The organism is Hymenobacter saemangeumensis (assembly GCF_039541835.1).
GTDB lineage: Bacteria > Bacteroidota > Bacteroidia > Cytophagales > Hymenobacteraceae > Hymenobacter > Hymenobacter saemangeumensis.
The window spans coordinates 251,746-275,966 of sequence record NZ_BAABGZ010000082.1; the positions used below are offsets into that span (position 1 = coordinate 251,746).

The 24,221-nt window shown below is 61.4% G+C and carries 22 protein-coding genes; 10 read left to right on the forward strand and 12 right to left on the reverse strand.

Annotated features, from left to right (window positions below):
- The first annotated feature begins 181 nt into the window (after nucleotides 1-181).
- Together ABD919_RS23795 and ABD919_RS23800 are read left to right on the forward strand one after the other, a co-directional pair.
- Entirely contained in the window at nucleotides 182-1,585 is a 1,404-nt protein-coding gene (locus ABD919_RS23795) for a UDP-N-acetylmuramate--L-alanine ligase (protein ID WP_345238603.1), read from the forward strand.
- 193 nt (nucleotides 1,586-1,778) lie between these two features.
- Nucleotides 1,779-2,483 carry an alpha/beta fold hydrolase gene (locus ABD919_RS23800; RefSeq protein WP_345238604.1) on the forward strand — a complete coding sequence of 235 codons (705 nt, stop codon included), beginning with the start codon at nucleotides 1,779-1,781 and terminating at the stop codon, nucleotides 2,481-2,483.
- 15 nt (nucleotides 2,484-2,498) lie between these two features.
- On the opposite strand, the gene ABD919_RS23805 is transcribed toward ABD919_RS23800, so the two are convergent.
- From ABD919_RS23805 to ABD919_RS23815, 3 genes are all read right to left on the reverse strand, one after another.
- Nucleotides 2,499-2,621, reverse strand: a complete 123-nt coding sequence (locus ABD919_RS23805) for a hypothetical protein (protein WP_345238605.1) — start codon at nucleotides 2,619-2,621, stop codon at nucleotides 2,499-2,501.
- Complete coding sequence (locus tag ABD919_RS23810; RefSeq protein WP_345238606.1) at nucleotides 2,618-3,181, reverse strand: hypothetical protein; 564 nt, start codon at nucleotides 3,179-3,181, stop codon at nucleotides 2,618-2,620. The genes ABD919_RS23805 and ABD919_RS23810 overlap by 4 nt, the downstream gene beginning before the upstream one ends.
- Before the next feature lie 79 nt (nucleotides 3,182-3,260).
- Nucleotides 3,261-4,055, reverse strand: coding sequence for a M48 family metallopeptidase (locus ABD919_RS23815; RefSeq protein ID WP_345238608.1), 795 nt, complete (start codon nucleotides 4,053-4,055; stop codon nucleotides 3,261-3,263).
- 232 nt (nucleotides 4,056-4,287) lie between these two features.
- On the opposite strand from ABD919_RS23815, the gene ABD919_RS23820 reads away from it, so the two are divergent.
- Nucleotides 4,288-4,902, forward strand: a complete 615-nt coding sequence (locus tag ABD919_RS23820; protein WP_345238609.1) for a fumarylacetoacetate hydrolase family protein — start codon at nucleotides 4,288-4,290, stop codon at nucleotides 4,900-4,902.
- 147 nt (nucleotides 4,903-5,049) lie between these two features.
- Nucleotides 5,050-7,074, forward strand: a complete 2,025-nt coding sequence (locus tag ABD919_RS23825) for a M23 family metallopeptidase (protein ID WP_345238610.1) — start codon at nucleotides 5,050-5,052, stop codon at nucleotides 7,072-7,074.
- A 44-nt stretch (nucleotides 7,075-7,118) separates the two neighbouring features.
- Here ABD919_RS23825 and ABD919_RS23830 read toward each other — a convergent pair whose 3' ends face one another.
- Entirely contained in the window at nucleotides 7,119-8,045 is a 927-nt protein-coding gene (locus tag ABD919_RS23830) for an SIMPL domain-containing protein (RefSeq protein ID WP_345238611.1), read from the reverse strand.
- 434 nt (nucleotides 8,046-8,479) lie between these two features.
- Here ABD919_RS23830 and bcp point away from each other — a divergent pair, with 434 nt between their 5' ends.
- From bcp to ABD919_RS23855, 5 genes are all read left to right on the forward strand, one after another.
- The gene (gene bcp, locus ABD919_RS23835) at nucleotides 8,480-8,926 is read left to right on the forward strand and encodes a thioredoxin-dependent thiol peroxidase (protein ID WP_345238612.1); all 447 of its coding nucleotides are present in this window, start codon (nucleotides 8,480-8,482) and stop codon (nucleotides 8,924-8,926) included.
- Nucleotides 8,927-9,077: 151 nt separating this feature from the next.
- Nucleotides 9,078-9,941, forward strand: a complete 864-nt coding sequence (locus ABD919_RS23840) for a transketolase (protein ID WP_345238613.1) — start codon at nucleotides 9,078-9,080, stop codon at nucleotides 9,939-9,941.
- A gap of 211 nt (nucleotides 9,942-10,152) precedes the next feature.
- On the forward strand, nucleotides 10,153-11,502 hold the full coding sequence (locus ABD919_RS23845; RefSeq protein WP_345238614.1) for a vWA domain-containing protein: 1,350 nt from the start codon (nucleotides 10,153-10,155) through the stop codon (nucleotides 11,500-11,502).
- Between the two features lie 122 nt (nucleotides 11,503-11,624).
- Nucleotides 11,625-11,990: an endonuclease domain-containing protein gene (locus ABD919_RS23850; RefSeq protein WP_345238615.1), complete on the forward strand. Its 366-nt coding sequence runs from the start codon at nucleotides 11,625-11,627 to the stop codon at nucleotides 11,988-11,990.
- Between the two features lie 113 nt (nucleotides 11,991-12,103).
- Nucleotides 12,104-13,060: a transketolase family protein gene (locus ABD919_RS23855; protein ID WP_345238616.1), complete on the forward strand. Its 957-nt coding sequence runs from the start codon at nucleotides 12,104-12,106 to the stop codon at nucleotides 13,058-13,060.
- A gap of 136 nt (nucleotides 13,061-13,196) precedes the next feature.
- Here ABD919_RS23855 and ABD919_RS23860 read toward each other — a convergent pair whose 3' ends face one another.
- The 7 genes from ABD919_RS23860 to ABD919_RS23890 all read right to left on the reverse strand — a co-directional run bounded on the left by ABD919_RS23860 (nucleotide 13,197) and on the right by ABD919_RS23890 (nucleotide 22,505).
- Entirely contained in the window at nucleotides 13,197-14,639 is a 1,443-nt protein-coding gene (locus tag ABD919_RS23860; protein WP_345238617.1) for an efflux transporter outer membrane subunit, read from the reverse strand.
- 45 nt (nucleotides 14,640-14,684) lie between these two features.
- A complete protein-coding gene (locus ABD919_RS23865; protein ID WP_345238618.1) occupies nucleotides 14,685-17,864 on the reverse strand; it encodes an efflux RND transporter permease subunit in 3,180 nt (1,059 codons plus the stop codon).
- A 73-nt stretch (nucleotides 17,865-17,937) separates the two neighbouring features.
- Nucleotides 17,938-19,122: an efflux RND transporter periplasmic adaptor subunit gene (locus tag ABD919_RS23870; protein ID WP_345238619.1), complete on the reverse strand. Its 1,185-nt coding sequence runs from the start codon at nucleotides 19,120-19,122 to the stop codon at nucleotides 17,938-17,940.
- Nucleotides 19,119-19,382, reverse strand: coding sequence for a hypothetical protein (locus ABD919_RS23875; protein ID WP_345238620.1), 264 nt, complete (start codon nucleotides 19,380-19,382; stop codon nucleotides 19,119-19,121). The genes ABD919_RS23870 and ABD919_RS23875 overlap by 4 nt, the downstream gene beginning before the upstream one ends.
- A 159-nt stretch (nucleotides 19,383-19,541) precedes the next feature.
- Nucleotides 19,542-20,924 carry a sensor histidine kinase gene (locus ABD919_RS23880; RefSeq protein ID WP_345238621.1) on the reverse strand — a complete coding sequence of 461 codons (1,383 nt, stop codon included), beginning with the start codon at nucleotides 20,922-20,924 and terminating at the stop codon, nucleotides 19,542-19,544.
- Nucleotides 20,925-20,943: 19 nt separating this feature from the next.
- Nucleotides 20,944-21,618 carry a response regulator transcription factor gene (locus ABD919_RS23885; RefSeq protein ID WP_345238622.1) on the reverse strand — a complete coding sequence of 225 codons (675 nt, stop codon included), beginning with the start codon at nucleotides 21,616-21,618 and terminating at the stop codon, nucleotides 20,944-20,946.
- A gap of 401 nt (nucleotides 21,619-22,019) precedes the next feature.
- Complete coding sequence (locus ABD919_RS23890; protein WP_345238623.1) at nucleotides 22,020-22,505, reverse strand: nuclear transport factor 2 family protein; 486 nt, start codon at nucleotides 22,503-22,505, stop codon at nucleotides 22,020-22,022.
- A 374-nt stretch (nucleotides 22,506-22,879) separates the two neighbouring features.
- Here ABD919_RS23890 and ABD919_RS23895 point away from each other — a divergent pair, with 374 nt between their 5' ends.
- Nucleotides 22,880-23,695 carry an IS5 family transposase gene (locus ABD919_RS23895; protein ID WP_345238624.1) on the forward strand — a complete coding sequence of 272 codons (816 nt, stop codon included), beginning with the start codon at nucleotides 22,880-22,882 and terminating at the stop codon, nucleotides 23,693-23,695.
- Here ABD919_RS23895 and ABD919_RS23900 read toward each other — a convergent pair.
- Nucleotides 23,629-24,221 (reverse strand): ligand-binding sensor domain-containing protein (locus ABD919_RS23900; RefSeq protein WP_345238625.1); only part of this gene is annotated, 593 nt, incomplete at its 5' end. The two genes, ABD919_RS23895 and ABD919_RS23900, sit on opposite strands and share 67 nt — an antisense overlap.

The following is a 24,221-nucleotide window of genomic DNA, read 5'->3' on the forward strand; positions in this document are numbered from 1 at the left end:
GGAAAAAGATGCCATCGCGGCCGCTTTCTTTTGCCTGAAGCGGGCGGCGGCGGTTCCGCTTTTGTACTTTCGCGGTCTGGGATTTTAGTTGTCAGTTGTTCGTTGTCAGTTGTCAGTCTGTTCTGATAAAGCTGATGGCCGGGCCTGACGACTGACAACGAACAACTGACAGCCAACCCTCTTGGAACAAGAAACCAGAAACGAGAAACCAGAAACGTCCCCGGAGGCCATTCACCTGATTGCTGTCGGCGGCAGCATCATGCACAACCTGGCCCTGGCCCTGCAGCGGCGCGGCGCCCGGGTGACGGGCTCCGACGACGAAATATTTGAGCCGGCCCGCTCCCGGTTGGCCGCAGCCGGTGTGCTGCCCGCGCAGGAAGGCTGGTTTCCGGAAAGCATCCACGCCGGCCTGAGCGCCGTGATTGTGGGCATGCACGCCCGTGCCGACAACCCCGAGCTGCTGCGGGCCCAGGAGCTGGGCCTGAAAATTTATTCCTTCCCCGAGTACATCTACGAAGCCAGCCGCGACAAGCAGCGCATCGTCATTGGGGGCTCGCACGGCAAAACCAGCATCACGGCGCTTATTCTGCACGTGCTGCGCTTTCACAACCGCCAGTTCGACTACGCCGTGGGCGCCCAGCTCGCCGGCTTCGACCTCATGGTGCAGCTGAGTGAGGAAGCGCCCATTATCATCATTGAAGGCGACGAGTACCTGTCGTCGCCCATCGACCGGCGGCCCAAGTTTCACCTCTACCAGCACCACATCGGCGTGATTTCCGGCATCAGCTGGGACCACATCAACGTGTTTCCGACCGAGGACATCTACCGCGAGCAGTTCCGCATCTTCGCCGACATGACCCCCAAGGCCGGGGTGCTCATCTACGACCGCGACGACGAGCAAACCCAGCTCATCGCCGTGCCTACCAATCCCGACGTGACTTATATCGGCTACGGGCCGCACGAGCATGTTATCCGCAATGGCAAGACTTTCCTGATGACCAAGAAGGACGAGGAAGTGCCCATTCAGGTGTTTGGCGAGCACAACCTGCGCAACATCTCGGCCGCCAAGGAAGTGTGCAAGCAGCTGGGCATCAAAGGCAAGGACTTCTTCAAGGCCGTGGCTTCCTTCCCCGGTGCTGCGCGCCGCCTGGAGCTGCTGCGGGAAGGTCAAACCTCCGTGGTGTACAAGGACTTTGCCCACGCTCCCAGCAAGCTGAAGGCCACCACCAACGCCCTGAAGCAGCAGTACCCGCAGCGCCGGCTGGTGGCCTGCCTGGAGCTGCACACCTTCAGTAGCCTCAACCCGGCCTTCCTGCCGCAGTATGCCCACTGCTTCGATGCGCCCGACCTGGCCGTGGTGTACTTCAACCCCCACGTGCTGGAGCACAAGCGCCTGCCGCCCCTGCCCGCCGCCACCGTAGCCGAAGCTTTCCAGCGGCCCGACCTGAAAGTGATTACCGACAGCGCCGAGCTGGCCGCTTTCCTGCGCGCCCAGCCCTGGGATAGTGCCAACCTCCTCCTGATGTCGTCGGGTACGTTCGATGGCATGGACCTGGCGGGGCTGGCTTCGGAAGTCGCTCGCTAGTTGATAGTTGATAGTTGTCAGTTGATAGTTGATAGTTGATAGTTGATAGTTGATAGTTGTCAGTTGTCAGTTGTCAGTTGTCAGTTGTCAGTTGTCAGTTGTCAGTTGTCCGTTGTCCCAGATAAGGATATATACGGGCCGTTAGAACAAGCTGACAACTGACAACGAGCAACTGACAACTATTTTAAGCCTTATGAAACAAGCCTTACTACTACTTCATGGTGCCCTGGGCTCGGCGGCTCAGCTGCAGTCTCTGGCCGACTTACTGAAAGAGTCGGCCGCGGTGTACACCCTGAGCTTTTCGGGGCATGGGGGCGAGGCGCTGCTGCCGGAGAAGTTTACCATGCAGCACTTTGCCGGGCAGGTGCAGGAGTTTGTAGATACGCTCGGCAGCGGGCCCGTGCATGTATTCGGCTACAGCATGGGCGGCTACGCCGCGCTGCTGGCGGCGCAGCAGGCCCCGCAGCAGTTTGCATCCATCACCACGCTGGGAACCAAGTTCGACTGGTCGCCGGCCACAGCCGAGGAGGCCACCCGGTTTCTGGACCCGGAAAAGATGCTGGCCAAAGTACCGGCCTTTGCCGAGCAGCTGCGCCAGCTGCACGCCCCCACGGCCTGGCAGGCGGTGGTGACGGGCACGGCCGCCCTCATGCGCGGGCTGGGCGAGCAGCCACCCCTGACACCCGACGTGCTGGCCACCATCAAAACCCCGACATTGGTGCTGGTGGGCGATGCTGACAATACAGCGGGGCCTGAGGCCTCGCGCAGCTACGCCGCCCACCTGCCCCAGGCCGGGTTTGAGGTGCTTCCCGCCACCTCACACCCGCTGGAGCGCGTGGATGTTGCGCTGCTGACAGATAAAATCCTTGGTTTCATGGCTCGCCACCCGGCGGGCTAAACCCAAAAAAGCCCGCTAGGAAGCGGGCTTTTTTGGGGGCGGTATCGGTGGCGGAGAGCTGCGGCGCCGGTCGGTGGTGAGCAGCACCCCAACGGCGGTGAGGGCAATGCGCAGCAGCCATTTGTGGGTGGTGCTCATCGGCTTACAACCTGGGGGATAAACAGCTCGTTGTTGCTCATTACCTTCAGGTCGCAGCGCCCGCCACCCGAGTTCTCGGCGCATTCGGCGCTCACGATGCGCTCCTCCTCAAACTCGAACAGGCAGGTAGGGCAGCCCGTGCTGGTAATGACGTAGCGCTCGGCCGAAGGCCGCAGGTAGTAGGTGTTTTCACCGCCGCTGGTGAGGGGCAGGGCCATGGCCCGGTACATACCGCCGCGCAGGCCCATGCCAATGAGGTAGTACTTGCCGTTGGCATCGCTGCCGGGAGCTTTGCGCACCAGAATCTTGTCGACCACGGTGCCATCGCCAAACTGCCGGATAAAGGCCGAAGCCAGCTCGGCCCGGGGCACTTTGAAGTTGGTGGCCGTATCGGTCAGCTGCACAATCAGGCGGCTTTCCGGCTTGGCTATCACGTCGCCCTTTATGCGGTTGGGGCTGCCAAACTCCGTGGTGGCGGTTTTGCTGCTTTCGCAGGCCATCACCAGCAGCGTCAGCAACGCAAACAACCCAAGACCTAGCAGGCGCGGAAGGAATTTCATAGCTTCTGTTTTTGGTGTCTTGTTCCTTGTATCTGGTTAGCACAACACCTAACAACGAGGAACAAGCAACCAGTACCCCTTACTGGGGCTTGTAGTACTTACGGGCATTGGGCAGCTCCCGTTGGATGTCGGCAATGCGCGTACCGCTGGAAGGGTGGGTGGAGAGGAACTCGGGGGGCGCCGCGCCGCCCTTGGCTTCCATGCGCTGCCAGAAGCCAATGGCGCCATCGGGGTTGTAGCCGGCCATGGCCATAAAGATTAAGCCCAGGTGGTCGGCTTCCGATTCCTGGTTGCGGCCGTATTTGAGCAAGCCCAGGGTAGAGCCAACGCCAAACGCCTGCAAAGCAACCTGCTGGGTTACGGGGGCATTGTTTTGCAGCGCTACCGAGAGGGCCGAGCCGCCCAGCTGCTGCACCAGGCCCTGGCTCATGCGCTCGTTGCCGTGCTTGGCTACGGCGTGGGCAATTTCGTGGCCCATCACCACGGCCAGCCCGTTTTCGTCCTGGGTGATGGGCAGAATGCCGGTATAAACGGCCACCTTGCCGCCGGGCATGCACCAGGCATTCTGCTGCTTATCATCCTGTATCACGTTGAACTCCCACTGGTAGCCGGCCAGCTGCTCGGAAGCATTCTGCTGCCGGAAGTACGACTCTACTGCCACCTGAATGCGCTGACCTACCCGTTTCACCATGGCATTGTACTGCGCATTGGTGGAAAGCGGGCCTTTGGCAATGACTTCGCGGTACTGCGTGGCGGCCAGGCTGTTTATCTCGCTGTCGCTGACCAGGCTAAGCTGCCGGCGGCCGGTGATGGGCACCGTAGTGCAGGCGGTCAGAAACGCCAGGCTGGCGAGGAAGGTGAGTTTTTTAAGCATTGGAAAAAAGGGTAAGAGAAACGGAGACTCCGCTGCATAACCGCCGAAGCCGTTAGCACGTTTTGGGCCAAAGCTACGGGCCGATATACGGTCGCAGCCTGGGTAAATGTTTACTTTGTAAGCGTACAGGAGCCCGGCGCCGGGCAATACTGGAGCAAGGCCCTACGCCTGATGCCAGCGCAATGCCTGCCAAGCCGAGCTGCTATAGCCCCTAAGTTCTTCACTGCCTTCCATGAAAATCATCTGCATCGGCCGCAACTACGCCGACCACATTGCCGAGCTGCACAACGAAGTGCCCACGGCCCCGGTCATCTTCCTGAAGCCCGAGACGGCGCTGTTGCAGCGCAACCAGCCATTTTTTGTGCCCGACTTCTCCACCGACATCCACCACGAGCTGGAGCTGGTGCTGCGCGTGAGCAAGAACGGCAAGCACATCGAGGAGAAGTTTGCCCATACCTACTTCGATGCCATCGGCCTGGGGATTGATTTCACGGCCCGCGACCTGCAGAGTGAGCTCAAGAAAAAAGGGCTGCCCTGGGAGCTGGCCAAAGCCTTCGACGGCTCGGCGCCCATCTCCAGCACTTTCAGGCCCGTAGCCGACTTTGCCGACCTGGCCAACATCGACTTTCACCTGGAAGTAAACGGCGAAGTGCGGCAGCGCGGCAACTCCAGCCTGATGCTGCACCCCTTTGCCAAAATCATCAGCTTCGTATCGCAGTACATCACCCTGAAAATGGGGGATTTGATTTTCACCGGCACCCCCAGCGGTGTGGCGGCCGTAAAAGCCGGCGACCAGCTGCAGGGCTTCCTGGAAGGTGAGCAAATACTGGACCTGGCCGTGCGTTAAAGGCCTGTAAGGGCGGGGGCGTACCCAAAGGCTTGTCCCCTCCCGCCATTGAACGGCGGGCGCTGCACCGCATCGTAGTAGCGGCGCGAAGGTCTGGGCGGGGAAAGCCCCGTCCCTACATCTTAAATTTTTGAGTGCATTGTGGGTTTGAAGACGGCCTTACTTAAAACTATATCCCTGAACAAGCTGCTGGGGGCGCTGTTGCTGCTGCTGGCCCTGCAGCCAGCCCGGGTAGGCGGGCAGGAAGCCGATTCGAGCGACGAGCGGCGGCAAAAGTCCTTAGGCGAGATACTCAGCAGTGGCAAGCCCATGGTGGCAGCGGGCTACTTCCTGTTTCCCATCGCGCCGGGCCGGCCCGGTTTCCTGGCGGGCAGCATGGGCGAGCTGCGCCCCCACCACTTCCACGGCGGCCTCGACATCAAGACCGGGGGCGGGGTAAACCAGCCCGTGTACGCCTCGGCCGATGGCTACGTGTCGCGCCTCAAGCAGTCGTCGTATGGCTACGGCAACGTGCTTTACATCACCCACCCCAACGGGCTGACGACGGTGTACGGGCACCTCAACGATTTTCGTGGCCCCGTGGCCGAGGAGCTGCGCCGCCAGCAGTACGAAAAGCAGACCTACGACCTGGAGCTGATGTTTCCCAAAGACCAGTTCCCGGTGAAGCGGGGCGAGGTGGTGGCGCTGTCGGGCAACACCGGCGGCTCGGCCGGACCTCACCTGCACTGGGAAGTGCGCGACGCCCAGGACCGGCAGTACAACCCCCTGCAGTGGGGCGGCTTTCCCGAGGTGCAGGACCATGTGGCGCCCACGCTGCAGGCCCTGGCGCTGGAGCCGCTCAGCATCGACGCTCGCGTACACCGGGCGTTCAACAAAGAGGTGTTGGTGCCCAAAGTGCAGCCGGCGCCCGGTACCGCCTTCACTTGGCCCGACACCATCAGCTGCTTCGGCACCGTGGGCCTGCTGGTGCAGGGCTTCGACCGCTTCGACAACGCCTGGAACAAAAATGGCATTCAGCGGGTGACCATGCGCGTGAACGGGCAGCCGTTTTACGAGCATGTCATCGACGCCGTGCCGTTTCCGGCCGGGTCCCGCCAGATTAGCAACTTCGTCGATTACCAGCACGAGCACACCCAGGGGCGGCAGCTGCAGCGCCTCTGGATTGAGGAGGGCAACGACCTGGACTTCTACACCACCGGCCCCAGCAAGGGCCGCCTGAGCGTGGAAGCCGGCAAGGTGTACACCATCGACCTCACGCTGGCCGACTCCTACAACAACGAAACGCCCCTGCGCCTGGTGCTGCGCGGCGAAGAGCCGGCTTACTTCAAAACCCGCTCAGCGGCCGTGCGCAAGCCGGCCCTGCGCTACGAAATAAGCCGCGACCTGCTCAAGGCCATTGCGGCCGACCCCGACACCGGCGCCGTGGGAGCCAACCTGCTGCTGTACCGGGGCAACAAGCGCCTGGAGGTGCGGCCCAGCTACACCCAGCACAGCGAAAACGTGTACCTCTACGACCTGCGGGCGGGCCTGCCCGACTCCCTGCAGTTTGGCAACATCACCAAAAAGTTTGACCGCCAAACGATGATTAAGGCAGGGGAGGAGGCCGGCTACACCACCAGCCGCCTGCACCTGGCCTTTGGCCCCCAAACGCTGTTTACCAACCTCTACCTCACCACCAGCTTCAAGGCCGAGCCCGGCGGCCACGGCCTCTGGACGGTGCACAACGCCCTGGTGCCGCTTTACCGCAACGTGTTGATGACCTTAAGGCCCGCCGTAGCGCCGGCCGACCAAGCCCGCTCGGCTATCTACAGCGTAACGGCCAAGGGCGGCAAGGCCTACGTGGGCGGCACCTGGGACGAGAAAGGCCAGATTACGGCGCCTGTTCGTGCCTTTGGCTCCTTCCGCATCCTGACGGACACCATCGCGCCCAAAGCCCAGCTTATCGGCCGCCCCGGCGGGCAGCTGCTGTTCAAGGTCGGCGACGACCTGTCGGGCCTGGCCAGCTACCGCCTCTTCGTGGGTGGCCAGTTTCGCATGCTGCGCTTCGAGCACAAAAACTCTACCCTGTTCACCGTAGCCGGCGATACCCTGGGCCCCCGCCTGCGTGGCCCCGCCGAGCTGCGCCTGAAAGACCAGGCCGGCAATGAGCGGGTGCTCAGGCTCGACTTGTAAAAGAGCGCACAAAACGAGCGTTAAACACCAGTCGTTGCACGTTCTTATTTTATGTCCAACGGAGTAGCCTGGCCCGAAGCATCCAGGTAGAAGTACTTGTTCTTGCCGCGCCGCCGCGGCTGATACCGGACTGCCAGGGAATAAGAAAGCTGAACTACGGGCTGCGATACGACAGGGTGAATCACTACATCGTACTTGTCGGGCGCTACCGGCGCGTAGTAATAAACCGTACTGTGTTCTGCCTCCGCAACATTGGCGCTTTTTCCCAAGCCCAGCAAGCCCCGCCGCAAGGCTTCGAACGAGGTGCGCGAATACGCCTGGTAACCTACATAGCGGCTTGTTGGGTAAGTTGTGGTGAAGTTCTCCTCCAGGGCTTTAACCAGGGTGTCGAGCCGGAATCCGGCCGCGATGTAGGTCCGTTCCTTGGCCTTAAGTGCCTGCAGACAAGCTGCTCGTAGCTCTTCCTGGGCTTTCTGCACATCAGGGATGCTACAGTCTACCTTCACCAGGTCGTAGATTTCGGCGGGCCCGGCCAAGGCCAGGATAGTACCTAGCTGCGCGGCACGGGTGTAGGGAATGCTAAAGGTTTTTTGGAGCTCAAATCCTGCCGGCACCTCCGTGTAGCGCTTGCTGAAAAGCCGGTTGGCCGCCTGAGTTTCATACCGTGGCACCAGGGAAATAAAATCGGTGCGCAGGCTGGTGGTATCAAAGCCGCTGCCTTGCAGGCCTTTTTTGAACGTGTTGAGCCGTTCGCGCAACAGCCGCTCCGCTTCTACCTGAGTAGCCCCAATTTGTAGCACGTGGAAAAGCGCTACGTAGTGTGAGGGTACTTCATTCAGTAAGCCATTTATATGCAGCACCATCCCATTCTCAAAGCTCGCGGGAGGCTGAGCCATGCTGGCGGCCTCGCGGGAAGGAGCCTGCCAGTTGCTTTGCGCTGGCTGGTTCTGCTGATAATTGGAATTACCCATGCTTCTGTAATTGGAATTGCCCATTTCCTGACCTACTCCTGAGCGGGCCATTAATAGCATCAGTGTCAGTAAAGGGGCGAAGCGCATTGCAATTCCTGTAATTTATGGTTTGGGTAGCAAGGTATCCCATCTAGGATAAATGGGCATTTAAGTACTGCCGGACCTTCTCCTTAATCTGTCAATCCATTTCTGGTACTGTGGCTGGTTAACACGTTAGCCCCTCCGATTCGCCATTATGCTGAATGCCAGGGAGCATCTTAGCAACTTCATTGAAGAGCGAGCTGAGCCAATAAAGAGGTGCTTTGCAGCGCTCAGCATCACAGCGAGGCTAATGTTCAAATAGCTTTTGGTTTCCTGCCTCGCATTCGCCAGGCAGTAACCGGATTATTCCAGCCGTAATTCTCAACTTTGGCTTCTTACTTCTTAACCACTTTATGTTACCTGAACCCGGCCAGCCCGCCCCCGACTTCTCTGCCCCCGACCAGGATGGCAACCTCGTGACCCTGCAAGGCCTGCGCGGCAAGAAAGTCGCCCTCTACTTCTACCCCAAAGACGACACGCCCGGCTGCACCGCCCAGGCCTGCAACCTGCGCGACCACCAGGAAGAGCTGACCGCCAAAAACATTCAGGTCATCGGCGTGAGCATCGATGGCGAGGCAGCCCACAAGAAATTCGCCCTCAAGTACGAGCTGCCTTTCCCGCTGCTGGTCGATACCGACAAGAAAATCGTGCAGGATTACGGCGTCTGGCAGGAAAAGAAAAACTACGGCAAAACCTACATGGGCACCGTCCGCACTACCTTCCTCATTGATGAGAACGGCATAATCGAGAAGATTATCAAAAAGGTAGACACCAAAGCGCACGCCGCCCAGCTGCTGTAGTTTTCGCTGCACACCCGCCAAATCAATAAAATCAGCCTAGTCAGCGAAAATCTGCGATTTACCTTTGTCCGAGTGGAGGAGAGTGCTGAAATGCCAGCCACCAAGCCTCCGCAACCAAAAACCAGAAACAAGCAACCAGAAACCTGCCTCCATGTCCCAGACTGCCGAAATCGCCACCGCCGAACTCCAACAGATTGCCGCCCAGGTGCGGCGCGACATCGTGCGCATGGTGCACGCCGTGAACTCGGGCCACCCCGGCGGCTCGCTGGGCTGCACCGACCTGCTGGTGGCCCTGTACTTCAAGGTGATGAAGCACAACCCGGAAGCCTTCAGCATGGACGGCACCGGCGAAGACCTGTTTTTCCTTTCCAATGGCCACATCTCGCCGGTGTTTTACTCGGTGCTGGCCCGCGCCGGCTACTTCCCGGTAAGCGAGCTGGCTACCTTCCGCAAGCTCGACTCGCGCCTGCAGGGCCACCCCACCACGCACGAAGGCCTGCCCGGCGTGCGCGTAGCCTCCGGCTCCCTGGGCCAGGGCCTGAGTGTGGCCTGCGGCGCGGCCCAGGCCAAAAAGCTCAACGGCGACGACCGCCGCGTGTTTGTACTCATGGGCGACGGCGAGCTGGAAGAAGGCCAGATTTGGGAAGCCGCCCTGTATGCCGCCCACCACAAAATCGACAACCTCATCGGCGTCGTCGACCGCAACGGCCAGCAGATTGACGGCTCCACGGCCGAAATCGGCGGCTTGGGCGACCTGCGCGCCAAGTTTGAAGCCTTCGGCTGGCAGGTGCTCGAAGCCGATGGCAACCGCTTTGAAACCCTGCTGCCCGCCCTCGAAGAAGCTCAGGCTGCTACTGGCCAGGGCAAGCCGGTAATGCTGCTCATGGATACGCAGATGGGCTTTGGTGTCGACTTTATGATGGGCTCGCACAAGTGGCACGGCGTAGCCCCCAACGACGAGCAGCTCCAGATAGCCCTGCAGCAGCTCATGGTGGAGAAAGCCAGCGACTACTAAGCGCTGATTTCTGCCGATTTCCATGATTGCGCTGATGTGGCTCCGCTAGCCTACCGGCGCTGACGTAAATTCCTGCCCGCTGATGAGCTCCCACCCAACAACTCCTGTGCTTGTTCAAGCCACGACGACAAAAAGTCGTCTGGCTCCCCCTCTCCTGCGGAGAGGGGGCCGGGGGGGGAGGTGGGCCCTAGGCGCCGCGCTATTGCTGCTGATGAGCTGCTTCAGTGCCCAGGCTCAGAACGCGCCAATAGAAAAGCCAAAAGTCACGCGCATCCTGTTTCTGCTCGACGCCTCCGGCTCCATGATGGCTCCCTGGGAAGGCAAGCCCCGCTGGGATGTAGCCAAGCGCATGCTGGCCAAGATGGTGGACTCGCTCAATGCCTACCCCAACCTGGAGCTGGGCCTGCGCGTGTACGGCCACCAGTACCCCAACGCCGAAAAGAACTGCCACGACTCGCGGCTGGAAGTGCCCTTCGCACCCAAAAATGCCAAGGCCATCAAGGACAAGCTCACCGACCTCAAGGCCCAGGGCAACACGCCCATCACTTACTCGCTGATGGAGTCGGCCAACGACTTTCCCACCGACAAGTCGTCGCGCAACGTGCTGCTGCTCATCACCGACGGGCTGGAGTCGTGCGGGGCCGACCCCTGCGCGGCATCCATTGCCCTGCAGCGCAAGCACGTGTTTCTCAAGCCTTTCGTTATTGGCATCGGGGCCGAGAAGGATTTCGGCAAGCAGCTCGAATGCCTGGGGCAGTACTACAACGCGGCCGAGGTGAAAACCTTCCGCACGGTGATGGACGATGTGATTGCCCAGACGCTGAGCAAAACCACCGTGGCCGTGAACCTGACCGATGCCGACGGCAAGCCCGTCGAGACCAACATCAACATGACCTTCGTCAACAACGTGACGGAGCAGCCCGAGTACAACTACGTGCACTACCGCGACGCTCAGGGCAAGGCCGATGTGCTCGACATCGACGCCTTGCAGAGCTACGACCTGGTAATCAACACCGTGCCGCCCGTGCGCCAGGCCAACCTGCCCATTAAGGCGGGCAAAGCCAACGTGCTGACCTTCAAAACGCCACAGGGCACGCTTACGCTGCAGAACCCGCCGCTCACGCCCAACCCCTACGGCAAGATGCAGGCCGTGGTGCGCTCCCAGGCGGGGGCCACGGTGGTGGCCCTGCCCTTTGCCAGCAAGCAAAAGCTGCTGGCCGGCAACTACGAGGTGGAAGTGCTGACCCTGCCGCGCATCACCCGGCGCATCACCATCAAGCAGGGGCAGGACGTGAGCATCACCTACCCCGCGCCCGGCACCCTCAACATCACCTCCGACCTGCAGGGCTACGGCACCATCTACCAGCTCAACGACGACGAATCACAGACCTGGGTGTATTCCCTACCCGAAAACAGCAGCAAAGTAAACCTGCCCATGCAGCCCGGAGCCTACCGTATGGTGTACCGCACCAAGAACAGCAACGCCAGTAAATTCACCGACGTGCGCAACTTCAGCATCCGTTCCGGGCAAACTACCTCGGTGGCTATTTTCGGCAGGTGATGGTAAAAAGGGGAGGAGGCCAGAACGACAAACTCCCCTCCTTACCAAGGAGGGGATGTTCGAGCTTTAGCTCGAACTGGGGTGGTTGTAGGCGTTGAACGAAATAGCTAAAACGAAACGCCATGACAACCCTCAACAACCTCCCTCACAAGAAAGATGAGCGCAAAACCCTCCGCAACAACTTAACCCCCGCCGAAGCTAAACTCTGGAGTCAATTAAAAAACGGACAGCTCAATGGATTTAAATTCCGCCGGCAGCACAGTATCAATGAATTTATCCTGGACTTTTATTGCCCGGAAAAGAAGCTGGTGGTGGAACTAGATGGCGCCGGTCATTTTACAAGTGCCGGAAATTTGCACGACGCGACTCGTACCGAGCTTTTAGCACAACATGGTATTCACGTGCTGCGGTTTGAGAATAAATTAATCTGGTCTGACTTGGCCAGTGTTTTACACGCTATTGATTTGGCGCTGGCGGAAAGTAAATAATTGTTCTGCGGGCGCAGACGCCCACAACCACCCCCGTTGCGCTTGCAGCGCAACATCCCCTCCTTGGTAAGGAGGGGAGTTTTTTCTTCTCACTGACATCTCAACCATACTCCATGAAAGACTTCCCCTACACCGAATCCAAAGACACCCGCAGCGGCTTCGGCGCCGGCCTGCACGAGCTGGGCAAAACCAACCCCAACGTAGTGGCCCTCTGCGCCGACCTTACCGGCTCGCTGAAGATGGACGCCTTTAAAAAAGACTTCCCCGAGCGGTTTTTCCAGGTAGGCATCGCCGAAGCCAACATGATGGGCGTGGCCGCGGGCATGACCATCGGCGGCAAGATTCCCTTCACCGGTACCTTCGCCAACTTCAGCACCGGCCGCGTGTACGACCAGATTCGGCAGAGCATTGCCTACTCCGATAAGAACGTGAAAATCTGTGCCTCCCACGCCGGCCTCACGCTGGGCGAAGACGGCGCCACCCACCAGATTCTGGAAGACGTGGGCATGATGAAGATGCTGCCCGGCATGACGGTCATCAACCCCTGCGACTTCAACCAGACCAAGGCCGCCACCATTGCCATTGCCGAGCACCACGGCCCGGTGTACCTGCGCTTTGGCCGCCCCGTGGTGCCCAACTTCACGCCCGCCGACCAGAAGTTTGAAATCGGCAAAGCCGTAATGCTGAACGAAGGCACCGACGTGAGCATCTTCGCCACCGGCCACCTGGTGTGGAAAGCCATTCTGGCCGGCAAGCTGCTGGCCGAAAAAGGCATCAACGCCGAAATCATCAACATCCACACCATCAAGCCCTTGGATGAGGAAGCGGTGCTGACCTCGGCCCGCAAAACTCGCTGCGTGGTAACGGCCGAAGAGCACCAGATGCACGGCGGCCTCGGCGACAGCATCGCCCAGCTGCTGGCCCGGCAGGAGCCCCTGCCCCTGGAAATGGTAGCCGTAAACGACTCCTTCGGCGAAAGCGCCACCCCCGACCAGCTCATGCAGAAGTACGGCCTCATGGAAGGCGACATCGTGAAAGCCGTGGAAGCGGTGATGAAGCGCCGGAAGTAGGTAGTGCCCAAAGCACCATAATAAAGCCCCCGCAGCACCAGGCTGCGGGGGCTTTGCTTGTAGCAGCACTGCACTTCGCGCACGCAGCGTGGCCGGGGTGGCCAGGCTGCGTGCTGGCTGCCTCTGCAGCAGGCCCTTACTGCCAGCCGCCGCCCAGGGCCCGGTACAGGTTTACGCTTTGCAGCAGCTGGGCCTGACGCGACTCGGCCAGGCTCAGTTCGGCCTCTAGCACGCTGCGCTGGGCGGTAATAACCTCGAGGTAGGTAGCGTAGCCAGCCACGTACAGCTCGTTGGATGTGGCCACGGCGCGGCTGAGCAGCTCCACTTCCTGCTGGCGGGTGCTGGCTGCGGCGCGGTAGTTTTCCAAGCCTTGCAGGCCGTTCACCACTTCACGGAAGCCCGCTTGCAAGGCCTGCTGGTAGCGGTAGAAGGCTTCGTAGTTGCCCGCCACGGCCTGCCGGTAGTCGGCCCGGAACTGGGCGCGGTTCAGCAGCGGGCCGCTGAGGCCGGCCAGGGCTCCGTAGGCCAGCGAAGCGGGGTCGAACAGCGAGCTGGCCCGGAAGGCGTTGAAGCCCACGTAGGGCGTGAGGGTGAGCGAGGGCAGGAAAGCAGCGCGGGCCGCGTCCACGTCGGCACGGGCAGCCTGCAGCTCCAGCTCGGCCTGGCGCACGTCGGGCCGGCGCAGCAGGGCCGTGGCGGGCACACCGGCCCCGAGGCGGGCGGGCAGCACCTGTTCGGCCAGGAGCCGGCCCCGTGTAATGGGCCGGGCGTAACGCCCCAGCAGCTGGTTGAGGCTGCTTTCGGCTTCGGTGATGCGCTGGTGCGCTTCGTGGGCCAGGCTTTCGGTGCGCAGCAGCTGGGCTTCGAACTGCTGCACGGCCAGCTCGGTGGCGCGGCCGGCCTGCTTCTGCACGCGCATCAGGCCCAGGGCTTTGCGTTGCAGGGTGCGGTTGCGCTCGAGCACGGCCAGCTGGTTGTCGGCCGTCAGCAGCTCGTAGTAGTGGCGGGCCACTTCGGCCACCAGGTTGGTCGTGACCAGGTGACGGCCCTGCTCCGAGGCCAGCACGCGCAGGTAGGCAGCCTGGCGGCGGCTGCGCAGCTTGCCCCAGAGGTCGATTTCCCAGGAGCTGCGCAGGCCCAGGAAGAAGTCGGGCGTTACCGGGCCGGGAATGCGCTGCTGCCGTTCGATGTTGGGCGAGAGGTTGGTGTCGTAGTTGCCCACGCCGTTGAGGGTATAGCGGCCGTAGCGGTCGGCTCCGGCCGAGGCGGCGGCCGAAACGGTGGGCAGCAGGGCCCCGCGCCGGCCCAGGTACTGGGCGCGGGCCACTTCCACGCGCTGCAGGGCCAGCTGCAGGTCGGGGTTCTGGCGCAGGGCCGTATCCACCAACGCAGCCAGGGCGGGGTCCTGGAAAAACTCTCGCCAGGGCTGGCGGCCCGCGTTAAGCGTATCGGTGCGGGGCTGGCGGGTCGAAAAGGCCGGGGGCAGGGCGGGGCCGGCCGTGGGCTCCACGGGGGCCGCCACGCGGCAGCCGGCCGCAAGCAGAAGGAAGCAGAATAGAAAGTCGGTGAGCCGGCGCATAAGCAGCTGGGGTTTCGTGAACGGATAAGGGAGCGGTGGGTGGGCTTAGTGCGCCATCAGCTCCCCGTGCTCTACTTCGGCGGCTTGCAGGGGCTCGTCTTCCAGGTTTTTCACCTTTTCGAAAGAAGCAAACAGCACGTACAGGCCCGGAATGAGCACCATGCCGAACAGGGTGCCGATGAGCATGCCGCCCGCCGCAGCCGTGCCAATGGAGCGGTTGCCCAGGGCGCCGGCGCCGCTGGCCACCACCAGCGGAATCAGGCCGGCGATGAAGGCAAAGGAGGTCATGAGAATGGGGCGCAGGCGCGACACGGCCCCCTCCACGGCGGCGGCCCGCACGCTGGCCCCGGCGCGGCGGCGCTGCTCGGCAAATTCGATGATGAGAATGGCGTTTTTGCCCAGCAAGCCCACCAGCATCACCAGGGCTACCTGGGCGTAGATGTTGTTTTCCAGGCCCAGCAGCTTAAGACTGAGGAAGGCGCCAAAGACGCCGGTGGGCAGGCTCAGCAGCATGGGCAGCGGCAGGAGCAGGCTTTCGTACTGGGCCGCCAGCAGCAGGTACACGAAGATGAGCACCACCCCAAACACGTACAGGGCCTGGTCGCCGCTCAGGATTTGCTCGCGCGTCATGCCGCTCCACTCGTAGGCGTAGCCGCGGGGCAGCTCCGTGGCCGCCACCTTCTCGATGGCCTGAATGGCGTCGCCCGAGGAAAAGCCGGGCGCAGCGTCGCCGTTGAGCATGGCCGAGGTGTACATGTTGTAGCGCGTAAGCTGGTCGGGCCCGAACACGCGCTCCAGCTTCACGAAAGACGAGAAAGGCACCATCTCGCCCCGGTCGTTTTTCACGTGCAGGGCCAGCAGGTCGTCGGGGCGGCCGCGGTACCCGGGGGCGGCCTGCACCATCACCTTGTACATCTGCCCGAAGCGGATGAAGTTGGACGCGTAGTAAGAGCCCATCAGCGTTTGCAGCGTGCTCATGGCCCCGGCTATGGTCACGCCTTTCTTGGCGGCCATGTCCTGGTCGACGTGAATGAGGTACTGCGGGAAGTTGGGGTCGAAGCCGGTGAATACGCTCCCGATGGCAGGCTCTTTCTGCAGGGCCGCCAGGAACGCCTGCGACACCTCGGCCGTCTGCTGCAGGTTGCCGCTGCCGGACTTGTCGAGCAGGCGCAGCTCGAAGCCGCTGCTGTTGCCGAAGCCCGGCACCGTGGGCGGGGGCAGAAACTGGATGTCGGCATCGTGGATGCCCTTGGTTTTCTCTTCCAGGTCGGCAATAAAGGCGGCCACCGACTGCTCCCGCTCGTGCCAGGGCTTGAGGTTAATCATGCCCATGCCGTAGCTGGAGCCGGCCACCTCGTTTACCAGGCTGTAGCCGGCCAGGGTCGACACCGACTCCACGGGCTTGAGCTGGCTGGCAATGCGCTGCACCTGCTGCAGCACGGCTTCGGTGCGCTCCACGGTGGCGCCGGCGGGTGTGGTCACGTTCACATACACCATGCCCTGGTCCTCGGTCGGGATAAAGCCCGAGGGCAGCACCCGGCTGATGCCCCAGGTGCCCAGGCAGAAGGCCAGCAGCACCAGCAGCGTGACCACGCGCCGCCCGGCAATGGCCGACAGCAGGCCCTGGTAGCGGCCGGCCAAGGCTTCGTAGCGCCGGTTGAAGCCGGCGAAGAAGCGGGCCATCAGTCCCTTGGGCGGCTGGCCTTTGGCCGGCGGCGTGTGCTTGAGCAGCAGGGCGCAGAGGGCCGGCGTGAGCGTGACGGCATTCACGCCCGAGATGACGATGGAAATGGCCAGGGTAAGGGAAAACTGCCGGTAAAACACGCCCACCGGTCCGTCCATAAAAGACACCGGGATGAACACAGCCGACATTACCAGCGTGATGGCAATAAGCGAGGAGCTGATTTCGCCCATGGCCTCGAAAGTGGCGGCCCGCGCCGGCAGGTGCTTTTCCTGCATCTTGGCGTGCACGGCCTCTACCACCACAATGGCGTTGTCGACCACGATGCCGATGGCCAGCACCAGGGCAAAGAGCGTGAGCAGGTTGATGGAAAAGCCCAGCATCTGCATAAAGGCCAGCGTGCCTACCAGCGCCACCGGCACGGCCAGGGCCGGAATCAGCGTGGAGCGCCAGTCCTGCAGAAACAGGTACACGATGACGAACACCAGCAGGAAGGCCTCCACCAGCGTGCGCAGCACCTCGTGAATGCTGGCGTCGAGGAAGCGCGACACATCGTAGGCAATGCTGTACTTCATGCCCGGCGGAAAGCTGCTGGCCTGCAGCTCGGCCATGCGGGCCTTCACGTTGGCAATGACCTCGGAGGCGTTGGAGCCGGGCCGCTGCTTGAGCATGATGGCCGCCGAGGGCCGGCCGTCGGTTTTCGACGACATGCCGTAGGTGAGGGAGCCAAACTCCACGTCGGCCACCTCGCGCAGGCGCAGCACCGAGCCGTCGGCGTTGGCCCGCACCACGATGTTGCGGTACTGCTCGGGCTCAAACAGCTTGCCGGTGTAGCGCAGCACGTACTGCATCGACTGGGTGATGCTTGCGCCGGAGCTCTCGCCCGACTTGCCGGGGGCGGCCTCCACGTTCTGGGCCCGGATGGCCGCCACGATTTCGTCGGTGCCCACGTCGTAGGAGGCCATGCGGTCGGGCTTGAGCCACACCCGCATGGAGTACTCGCGGGAGCCCATGATTTCGGCAAAGCCCACGCCGTTGATGCGCTTGAGCTCCTGCAGCACGTTGATGTCGGCGAAGTTGTAGATGAACTTCTCGCCGGCGGCCGCGTCGTCGCTGGTGATGTTGAGGTAGAGCAGCATGGAGTTGACCTCCTTTTCGGTGGTCACCCCGGCTTTGATAACCTCCTCGGGCAGCTCGTCCAGAATGGTGGTTACGCGGTTTTGCACGCCCACGGCGGCCTGGTCGGGGTCGGTGCCTACCTCAAAAAACACGGTAATCAGCGTCACCCCGTTGTTGGAGCTCACCGAGTTCATGTACGTCATGCCCGGCACGCCGTTGATGGCGCGCTCCAGGGGCGTGGCCACGGCCTTGGCGCACACCTCGGCATTGGCGCCGGTGTACTTGGCCGTTACCGTCACCGAGGGCGGTACAATATCCGGAAACTGGGTAATGGGCAGCGACACCAGGGCCAGCCCGCCCAGCAGCACCAGAAACACCGAGATAACCAGCGACAGAATGGGCCGGCGAATGAAAATGTTGAACATAGGCGGGAGCGCTGGCCCGCATGGGCCGCGTGTAGCTTCGGAGAGAAAAAAAGGAAAGGGCCGCGCCGGTGGCTTAGCGCGCGGCCAGCAGGGAGTCCAGCACCACGGGGCGGGGGCTGATGCGCTGCCCGTCGCGCAGGCCCTGCACGCCCTCGTACACCACCTGGTCGCCGGCCTGCAGGCCGCCCCTCACCACGTAGAAGTCGCCGGTGCGGGCCTGGGGCGTGAAGCTGCGCATGCGCACCAGGCCGGCCTGGTCCACCACATACACGTAGTTTTTGTCCTGAATCTCAAACACCGACTTCTGAGGCAGCAGCAGGGCCGCGGGCAGGGTGGTGGTGAGCTGAATGCGGCCCGAGGCCCCGTGCTTGAGCACGCGCTGGGGGTTGGCAAACCGGGCCCGGAAGGCCAGGGAGCCGGTGTTGGGGTTGAACTCGCTTTCGGTGGTTTCAATACGGCCCATCTGGGGGTAGGCCGAGCCGTCGGCCAGGGTGAGGTGCACCGAGTCGGAGTGGCGCTCGGGGTGCTTCTGGCGGGCTTTCACGTACTGCAGGTATTCGCTTTCGCCCACGTTGAAGTAGGCGTACACCTCGCGCAGGTCCGATACGGTGGTCAGCAGCGTGCCTTCTTCCACTACGCTGCCCATCTTCAGCGGAATGCGGTCGATGATGCCGTCGAAGGGCGCCCGGATAAGGGTGTAGCTCAGGCTGAGGCGGGCGGCGGCTTCCCCGGAGCGGGCTTCGGCTACGCGGGCCTCGGCATCTTTCACCTTGCTGGTGGCCAGGTCCAGCTCGGTTTTGGTGATGACGTTCTTATCAACCAGCAGCTGCACCCGGCCCAGCTCTACGCGGGCGGCTGCGGCCTGGGCCTGGGCACCGGCCAGGGCTGCCTGGGCCTGGCTAAGCTTGTTCTGGTAGGCGCTGGCATTGAGCCGGAACAGGGGCTGCCCCTTTTTCACCGGCCGGCCTTCGTCTACGTAAATGTGCTCCAGAAAGCCCGCCACCTGGGCCCGCACTTCCACGTTGCGCACGGCCTGCACGTCGGCCACGTAGTCATGAAACAAGTCCTGCTCCGTGGTTTTCAGCGTCAGCACCGGCAGCACCTCCGGGGCCGGGGCTTTTTCGGGGTTCTTGCCATCGGCCGAGCAGCCGACCAGGGCGGCAGCCAGGGCCAGCGCGCCCAGCCAGTGGGGTGCAGCGGGCGGCACCAGCCGCGATAATAGAGAGAAAGGGCGGGCCCGTAAACGTAATAAGCTCATCTCAAAGGAAGTAAGGCGGGGTTGGGTTCCGGCAGGCTGACATCGCCGGCAGGGGGGCTCAGCTGTGCTAGTAAGCTGTCCTGGCGCTGCTGCTGGCCCTGGCACTGCAGCAGCAGGCGCTGGGCCAGGTGCAGCTCGGCGGTCGTGACGGCCAGTTCTTCGCTGGTGTCATCGGGCAGGTAATCGGCGTGGTTTTGCAGCAGCAGCACGTTCAGCCCCAGCGAGAGCACCAGGGCCCCACCGGCAAGCAGGGTCAACAAGCTGGAAGGACGGGAGGGGGAGCGCTGCATCACAGTGGGGCGCGGGGCGCCAGGGGAATAGCGCAAAGGTCCCGGCCCGACTTAAGAACGAGATGAGAAGCGTATGAGAAAAGATGAAAATGCGCGGCAGGTCTATGGGAATGCCTTGTAACTGGTTGATTACAAGGGTGCAGCCGGCAGCCAGACCGTGGCCGTAGTGCCCTGGCCGGGCGTCGAGGTAAGCTCCAGCCGCCCGCCGTGGCGCTGAATGATGCGCTGGGTAAGGGGCAGGCCCAGGCCGTAGCCGGGGCGGCTGAGGGCGTGGGCCGAGCGGTACAGCGGCTCGTAGATGCGCTCCAGCTCCTCAACTGTGAGGCCCGGGCCTTCGTCGCGCACGCGCAGGCGCAGCGTTTGCGCATCGGCATAGGCCACTTCGGTACGCACCGGGCCGCTGGAGTACTTGCCGGCGTTGTCGAGCAGGTTTAGCAGGGCCGTGGTCAGCAGCTCGGCGTTGCCGGGCAGGGTAAACAAGTCGGCCTCGGTTTCGATGGGCAAGGCCTGAAACGCCAGACGCCACTCCCGGCCGGGGTAGCTGGCCCGCACCAGCTGCAGGGCCTGGTTCAGGCACTCGTCCAGGCGCACCGGAACAAAGGCGGGCAGGGCCCCGTCGGCCTTGGCCAGGTTCAGCAGGCCGTTGGTGAGGGCGCTGAGGCGGCGGGCCGCTTCCAGGCTCTGGGCCATGCTCTGGCGGGCCTCGGGCAGGGTGGCGTCGTACGCCAGAGCGGTTTCCAGGGTGCCAATCAAGCCGGTGAGGGGCGTGCGCAGCTCGTGCGAGGCGTGGGACAGAAAGCTGCGCTGCGCTTCAAACGTCTGCTCCAGCCCCGCCAGCAGGCCGTTGAAGGTCTGGGCGAGCTGGGCCAGCTCGTCGCGGCCGTTGCCCTCCGACAGGCGGCGGCCCAGGTTAGTGGCCGACAAGCGGCTGGCCTGACGGCTGATGCGTGAAACAGGCCGCAGGGCGGCCCCCGCGAATATCCACCCGGCGGCAATGGTCAGGAGCAGGGCGCCGAGGTTGGCCAGCAGCAGCAGCAGGCTCAGCTGCCGCAGCTGGGCCCGGCCGGTGCGGTCTTCGGCCGACACGAAAATGCGGTAGTAGCCCCGGGCACTGTCGGGCGGGAAAGCCAGGGCCACGGTTTCGCGCCTCCCCCGGGCGGGGTAGCTCAGTTGCTGGCCGGGGCCTACGTCGGCCAGCCGCGCCAGGTTGGCCAGCTGGTCGATATGGTCGGAGCTGCTGTAGCGCAGGCTGTTGTCGGGGCCGTAAATGCTGATTTCCTCGCCGGGCAAGGTGAGCAGGTCGCCGCGGCGCAGGCTGCCTAGCCGGCCCGTTTCGAGCTTGTGGGTGCGCACCAGCAGACGCCCGGCCAGCGTGGCGCTGTTCACCAGGCGGTGCTGAAAGCGCAGGGCCCGGGTGTTGGCGCTGAAGTAGTACACAAAGGCCGAAAAGCCCAGCTGAATGGCCAGCACCAGCAGGGTAAAGCGCAGCATCAGCTTGTGGCGAATCAGCATAGGTGTTGGCTTCCAGGGTTTAGTCGGCCCGCATCACGTACCCCATGCCCACCACGGTATGAATGAGCTTGGGCGTAAAGCTGCGGTCGATTTTCTTGCGCAGGTAGCCAATGTACACGTCGATGATGTTGGTGGTGGTGTCGAAGTCAACTTCCCACACCCGCTCGGCAATGTCGACCCGCGACACGATGCGGCCCTGGTTGAGCAGCAGGTGCTCCAGCAGGGAGTATTCGCGGGTGGTGAGGTCGATGCGCTGCCCGGCCCGGGTTACCAGCTTGGCGTCCAGGTTAAGCTCCAGGTCGGCCAGGCGCAGCACCTGGGGCGTGCTGGTTTCGGCGTAGCGCTTAGTCAGGGCCCGCACCCGCAGCAGCAGCTCCCGAAACGCGAAGGGTTTCACCAGGTAGTCGTCGGCTCCGGCCGAGAAGCCGGCTTCCTTGTCGTCGAGGCTGTCGAGGGCGGTCAGCAGCAGGATGGGAATGCGTTGCCGGCTGCCGCGCATCAGCTGGCACAGCTCCACGCCGTTGAGGTAGGGCAGGTTCACGTCCAGAATAACCAGGTCGTAGGGCTGCTGCTGGTACATCGACCAGCCCGTGCGCCCGTCAAAGGCTACCGACAGCTCATAGCCTTCCGACTCAAAGCCTTTCTTCACAAACGAGGCCACCTGCGGGTCGTCTTCTACCAGCAATACTTTCATAGCTCAAAACAACAAGACAGAGTTGGTTATTCCAGTGCAGTCCGTAGCGGTGCAATTACCACTTCAGCCGGATTTCACGGGTTGATAAAGCAACTAAACGCTGGCCAAAAGTTGAAGCAGCGTAGAAGAGCGAAGGGCCGCGCCTAAGGTCTGAGGCCCGTTCAGCTCTATCATGCCACGGTAAGGGCGTACGTACTGCTGGCTGTGAACGATGCCTTTGGCGAGAGCGCCACCCCGACCAGCTTTTGCAGAAGTGCGACCCCATGGAAACCGACATCGAGAAAGCCGTGGCAGCGGTTATGTAGCGGCAGAAATAATTAATCTGTTTGCAACAAAAGCCCCCGCAGCCATAGTAGCAGCGGGGGCTTTTGTTGTAGCTAACGGTCGAGTAGTTGATAATACTAATGGTCGTAACTAATTACCCTCGTCAATTTCCAAATACCATTTTTCTTTTGCCAGATATGTACAAATTTAAAAGTCCCGCAATCGTCTTTTCCGTTTTCTTGATGGCAAAACTGGTGCGTCCCTATTTCTATTGCTCCATAGTCTTTTATTGGATAAACTTCAAGGCTTCCTGGGATAAGTATTCTTCTTAACCCCAGGTTTTGGTTAATAAGCCTTTGGGTGTTTTCAATGATTTGATTGTAATTGGTCACTCCGCCTTTATCGTGATAAAATTCTATGTCAGTTGAGAATATGCTTTTTTGTTTATTAAGGTCCTGGTTATTAAATGCGTCAAATAAAATGCTGTCTATGCGAGCAATGGTTTTATATAGTTCTTTATAAACTGGGGTGTAGTTTTTGGCTGTATTATCCGTATTCTTTTGTGGAGTTGAACAAGCTGAAATAATTGCCGTTGCTACCAAAAGAATATAAGTTCTTGTCATTGTGTGTCTCATTTAAGAAGTATGCTTTTATTCAATGCTTGCAGCCAATATTTAGGTTAGCGAAGTCATTGGTTTCGCTAATCCATCAATAGTATGGAGTAAAAATTTGGTAGTCAGGCTGCTGGTGAATGAATGAGCGAAGGGTTATACGTCAAGCAAGTCAAGGGTTGTCGAGCACCTCCTGAGCTGGGGCGCCTACTGCAAGCGCCTGGCCTGCGAGTAGGAGAGGCGGGCGGTCAGTTTGGAGCAACTCCACTACTTGGCCATTGCCGGAATCATGCTCATCAAGGCCCCCAGCCTTTATTTACTCCCAAGCTCAAAACCCTGCTTATTCCTTAGACGGTGTTATGGACTTATGAGCGAAATTAGCGGGTATGGAAATTACCCGCCGCGCTTACCCCAGCGACGTGACAGATGACGAATGGGCGTTTCTACTGCCGTACCTATTGCTGGTGCGGGAAGACGCTTGCCAGCGGCAATACCCGCTGCGTGAGCTGTTTAACGCCTTGCGCTACGTGGTGCGCACGGGTTGCACCTGGCGGTATTTGCCCCATGATTTGCCGCCCTGGGCCACGTGCTACCAGCAATGGGCCCGCTGGCGCGATGCCCGCGTGTTTGAGGCCCTGACCGATGATTTGCGTCAGGTGCTGCGCCTGAACGAAGCCCGACCCGCTGACCCAAGCGCCGTGATTTTCGATTCACGCACGCTGCAGAGCACGCCCGAGAGCGGGCACCGGGCCGGCTATGACGGCGCCAAGCGGCGCAAGGGCAGTAAGGTACACGTGGCCGTCGACACGCTGGGGCACTTGCTGGCCGCCGTCGTCACGCCGGCCAACGAGCAGGACCGGGCGCAGGTCGGTGCCCTGGCCGAGGAAGTGCAAGTGGCCTCGGGGCAGAGCGTTACGCTGGCCTATGCCGACCAGGGCTACACCGGCGAAGTCCCCGCCCAAGCCGCCGAGCAGCACGGCATCGACTTGCAGGTCGTTAAGTTGGGGCACACCAAGCGTGGTTTCGTGCTGCTGCCCCGCCGCTGGGTCGTCGAGCGTAGCCTGAGCTGGAGCGCCCGCTACAAGCGCCTGGCCCGCGACTACGAGCGCCTGGCCGTCAGTTTGCAACAGCTCCACTACCTAGCCTTCGCAGGACTCATGTTGGCCAGAGCCGCCGGTCTTAATTTGCTCTCAGGTGCATAACACCGTCTAGCAGGCTGCTGTTTATATTCCGAATAAGTAGCAAATGTTTTTCCATCATAAAGGTAGAGACCTGTTTCTCTCGTTCCTACCCAGAGATACCCAGCTTTATCCTCCAAAATTGACCATACCCACGGATTGGCTAGGCCTTCTTTTCTCGTAAAACGAGTAAAAGTTTTACCATCGTAACGGCTAAGTCCATCAGCACCACCAAACCAAAGGTTTCCCCTTTTATCTTCTATAATACGGGTAATTACGCCGGGTATGCCTTCTTTTTCGGTGAAGCTGGTAAATGATTTGCCATCATACCGGTAGGCCCCGCCCCAGCTGCTAAACCAAATGTTTCCCTTTTTGTCTTGCACTTGAGGCCAGGCCCAATTATGCGCTTTGGGCTGAGGCCCACTTTGAAATAATCTCTCTAGTTTAAGGTTGGTTATGGACTTGCCATCGAAGCTGTTTAGGAAGTCGGGGTTGGGGCGATTTTGCGCAGCAACAGGACGGTAAAGGCGAGCCAGTGCCAAGCCAGCCA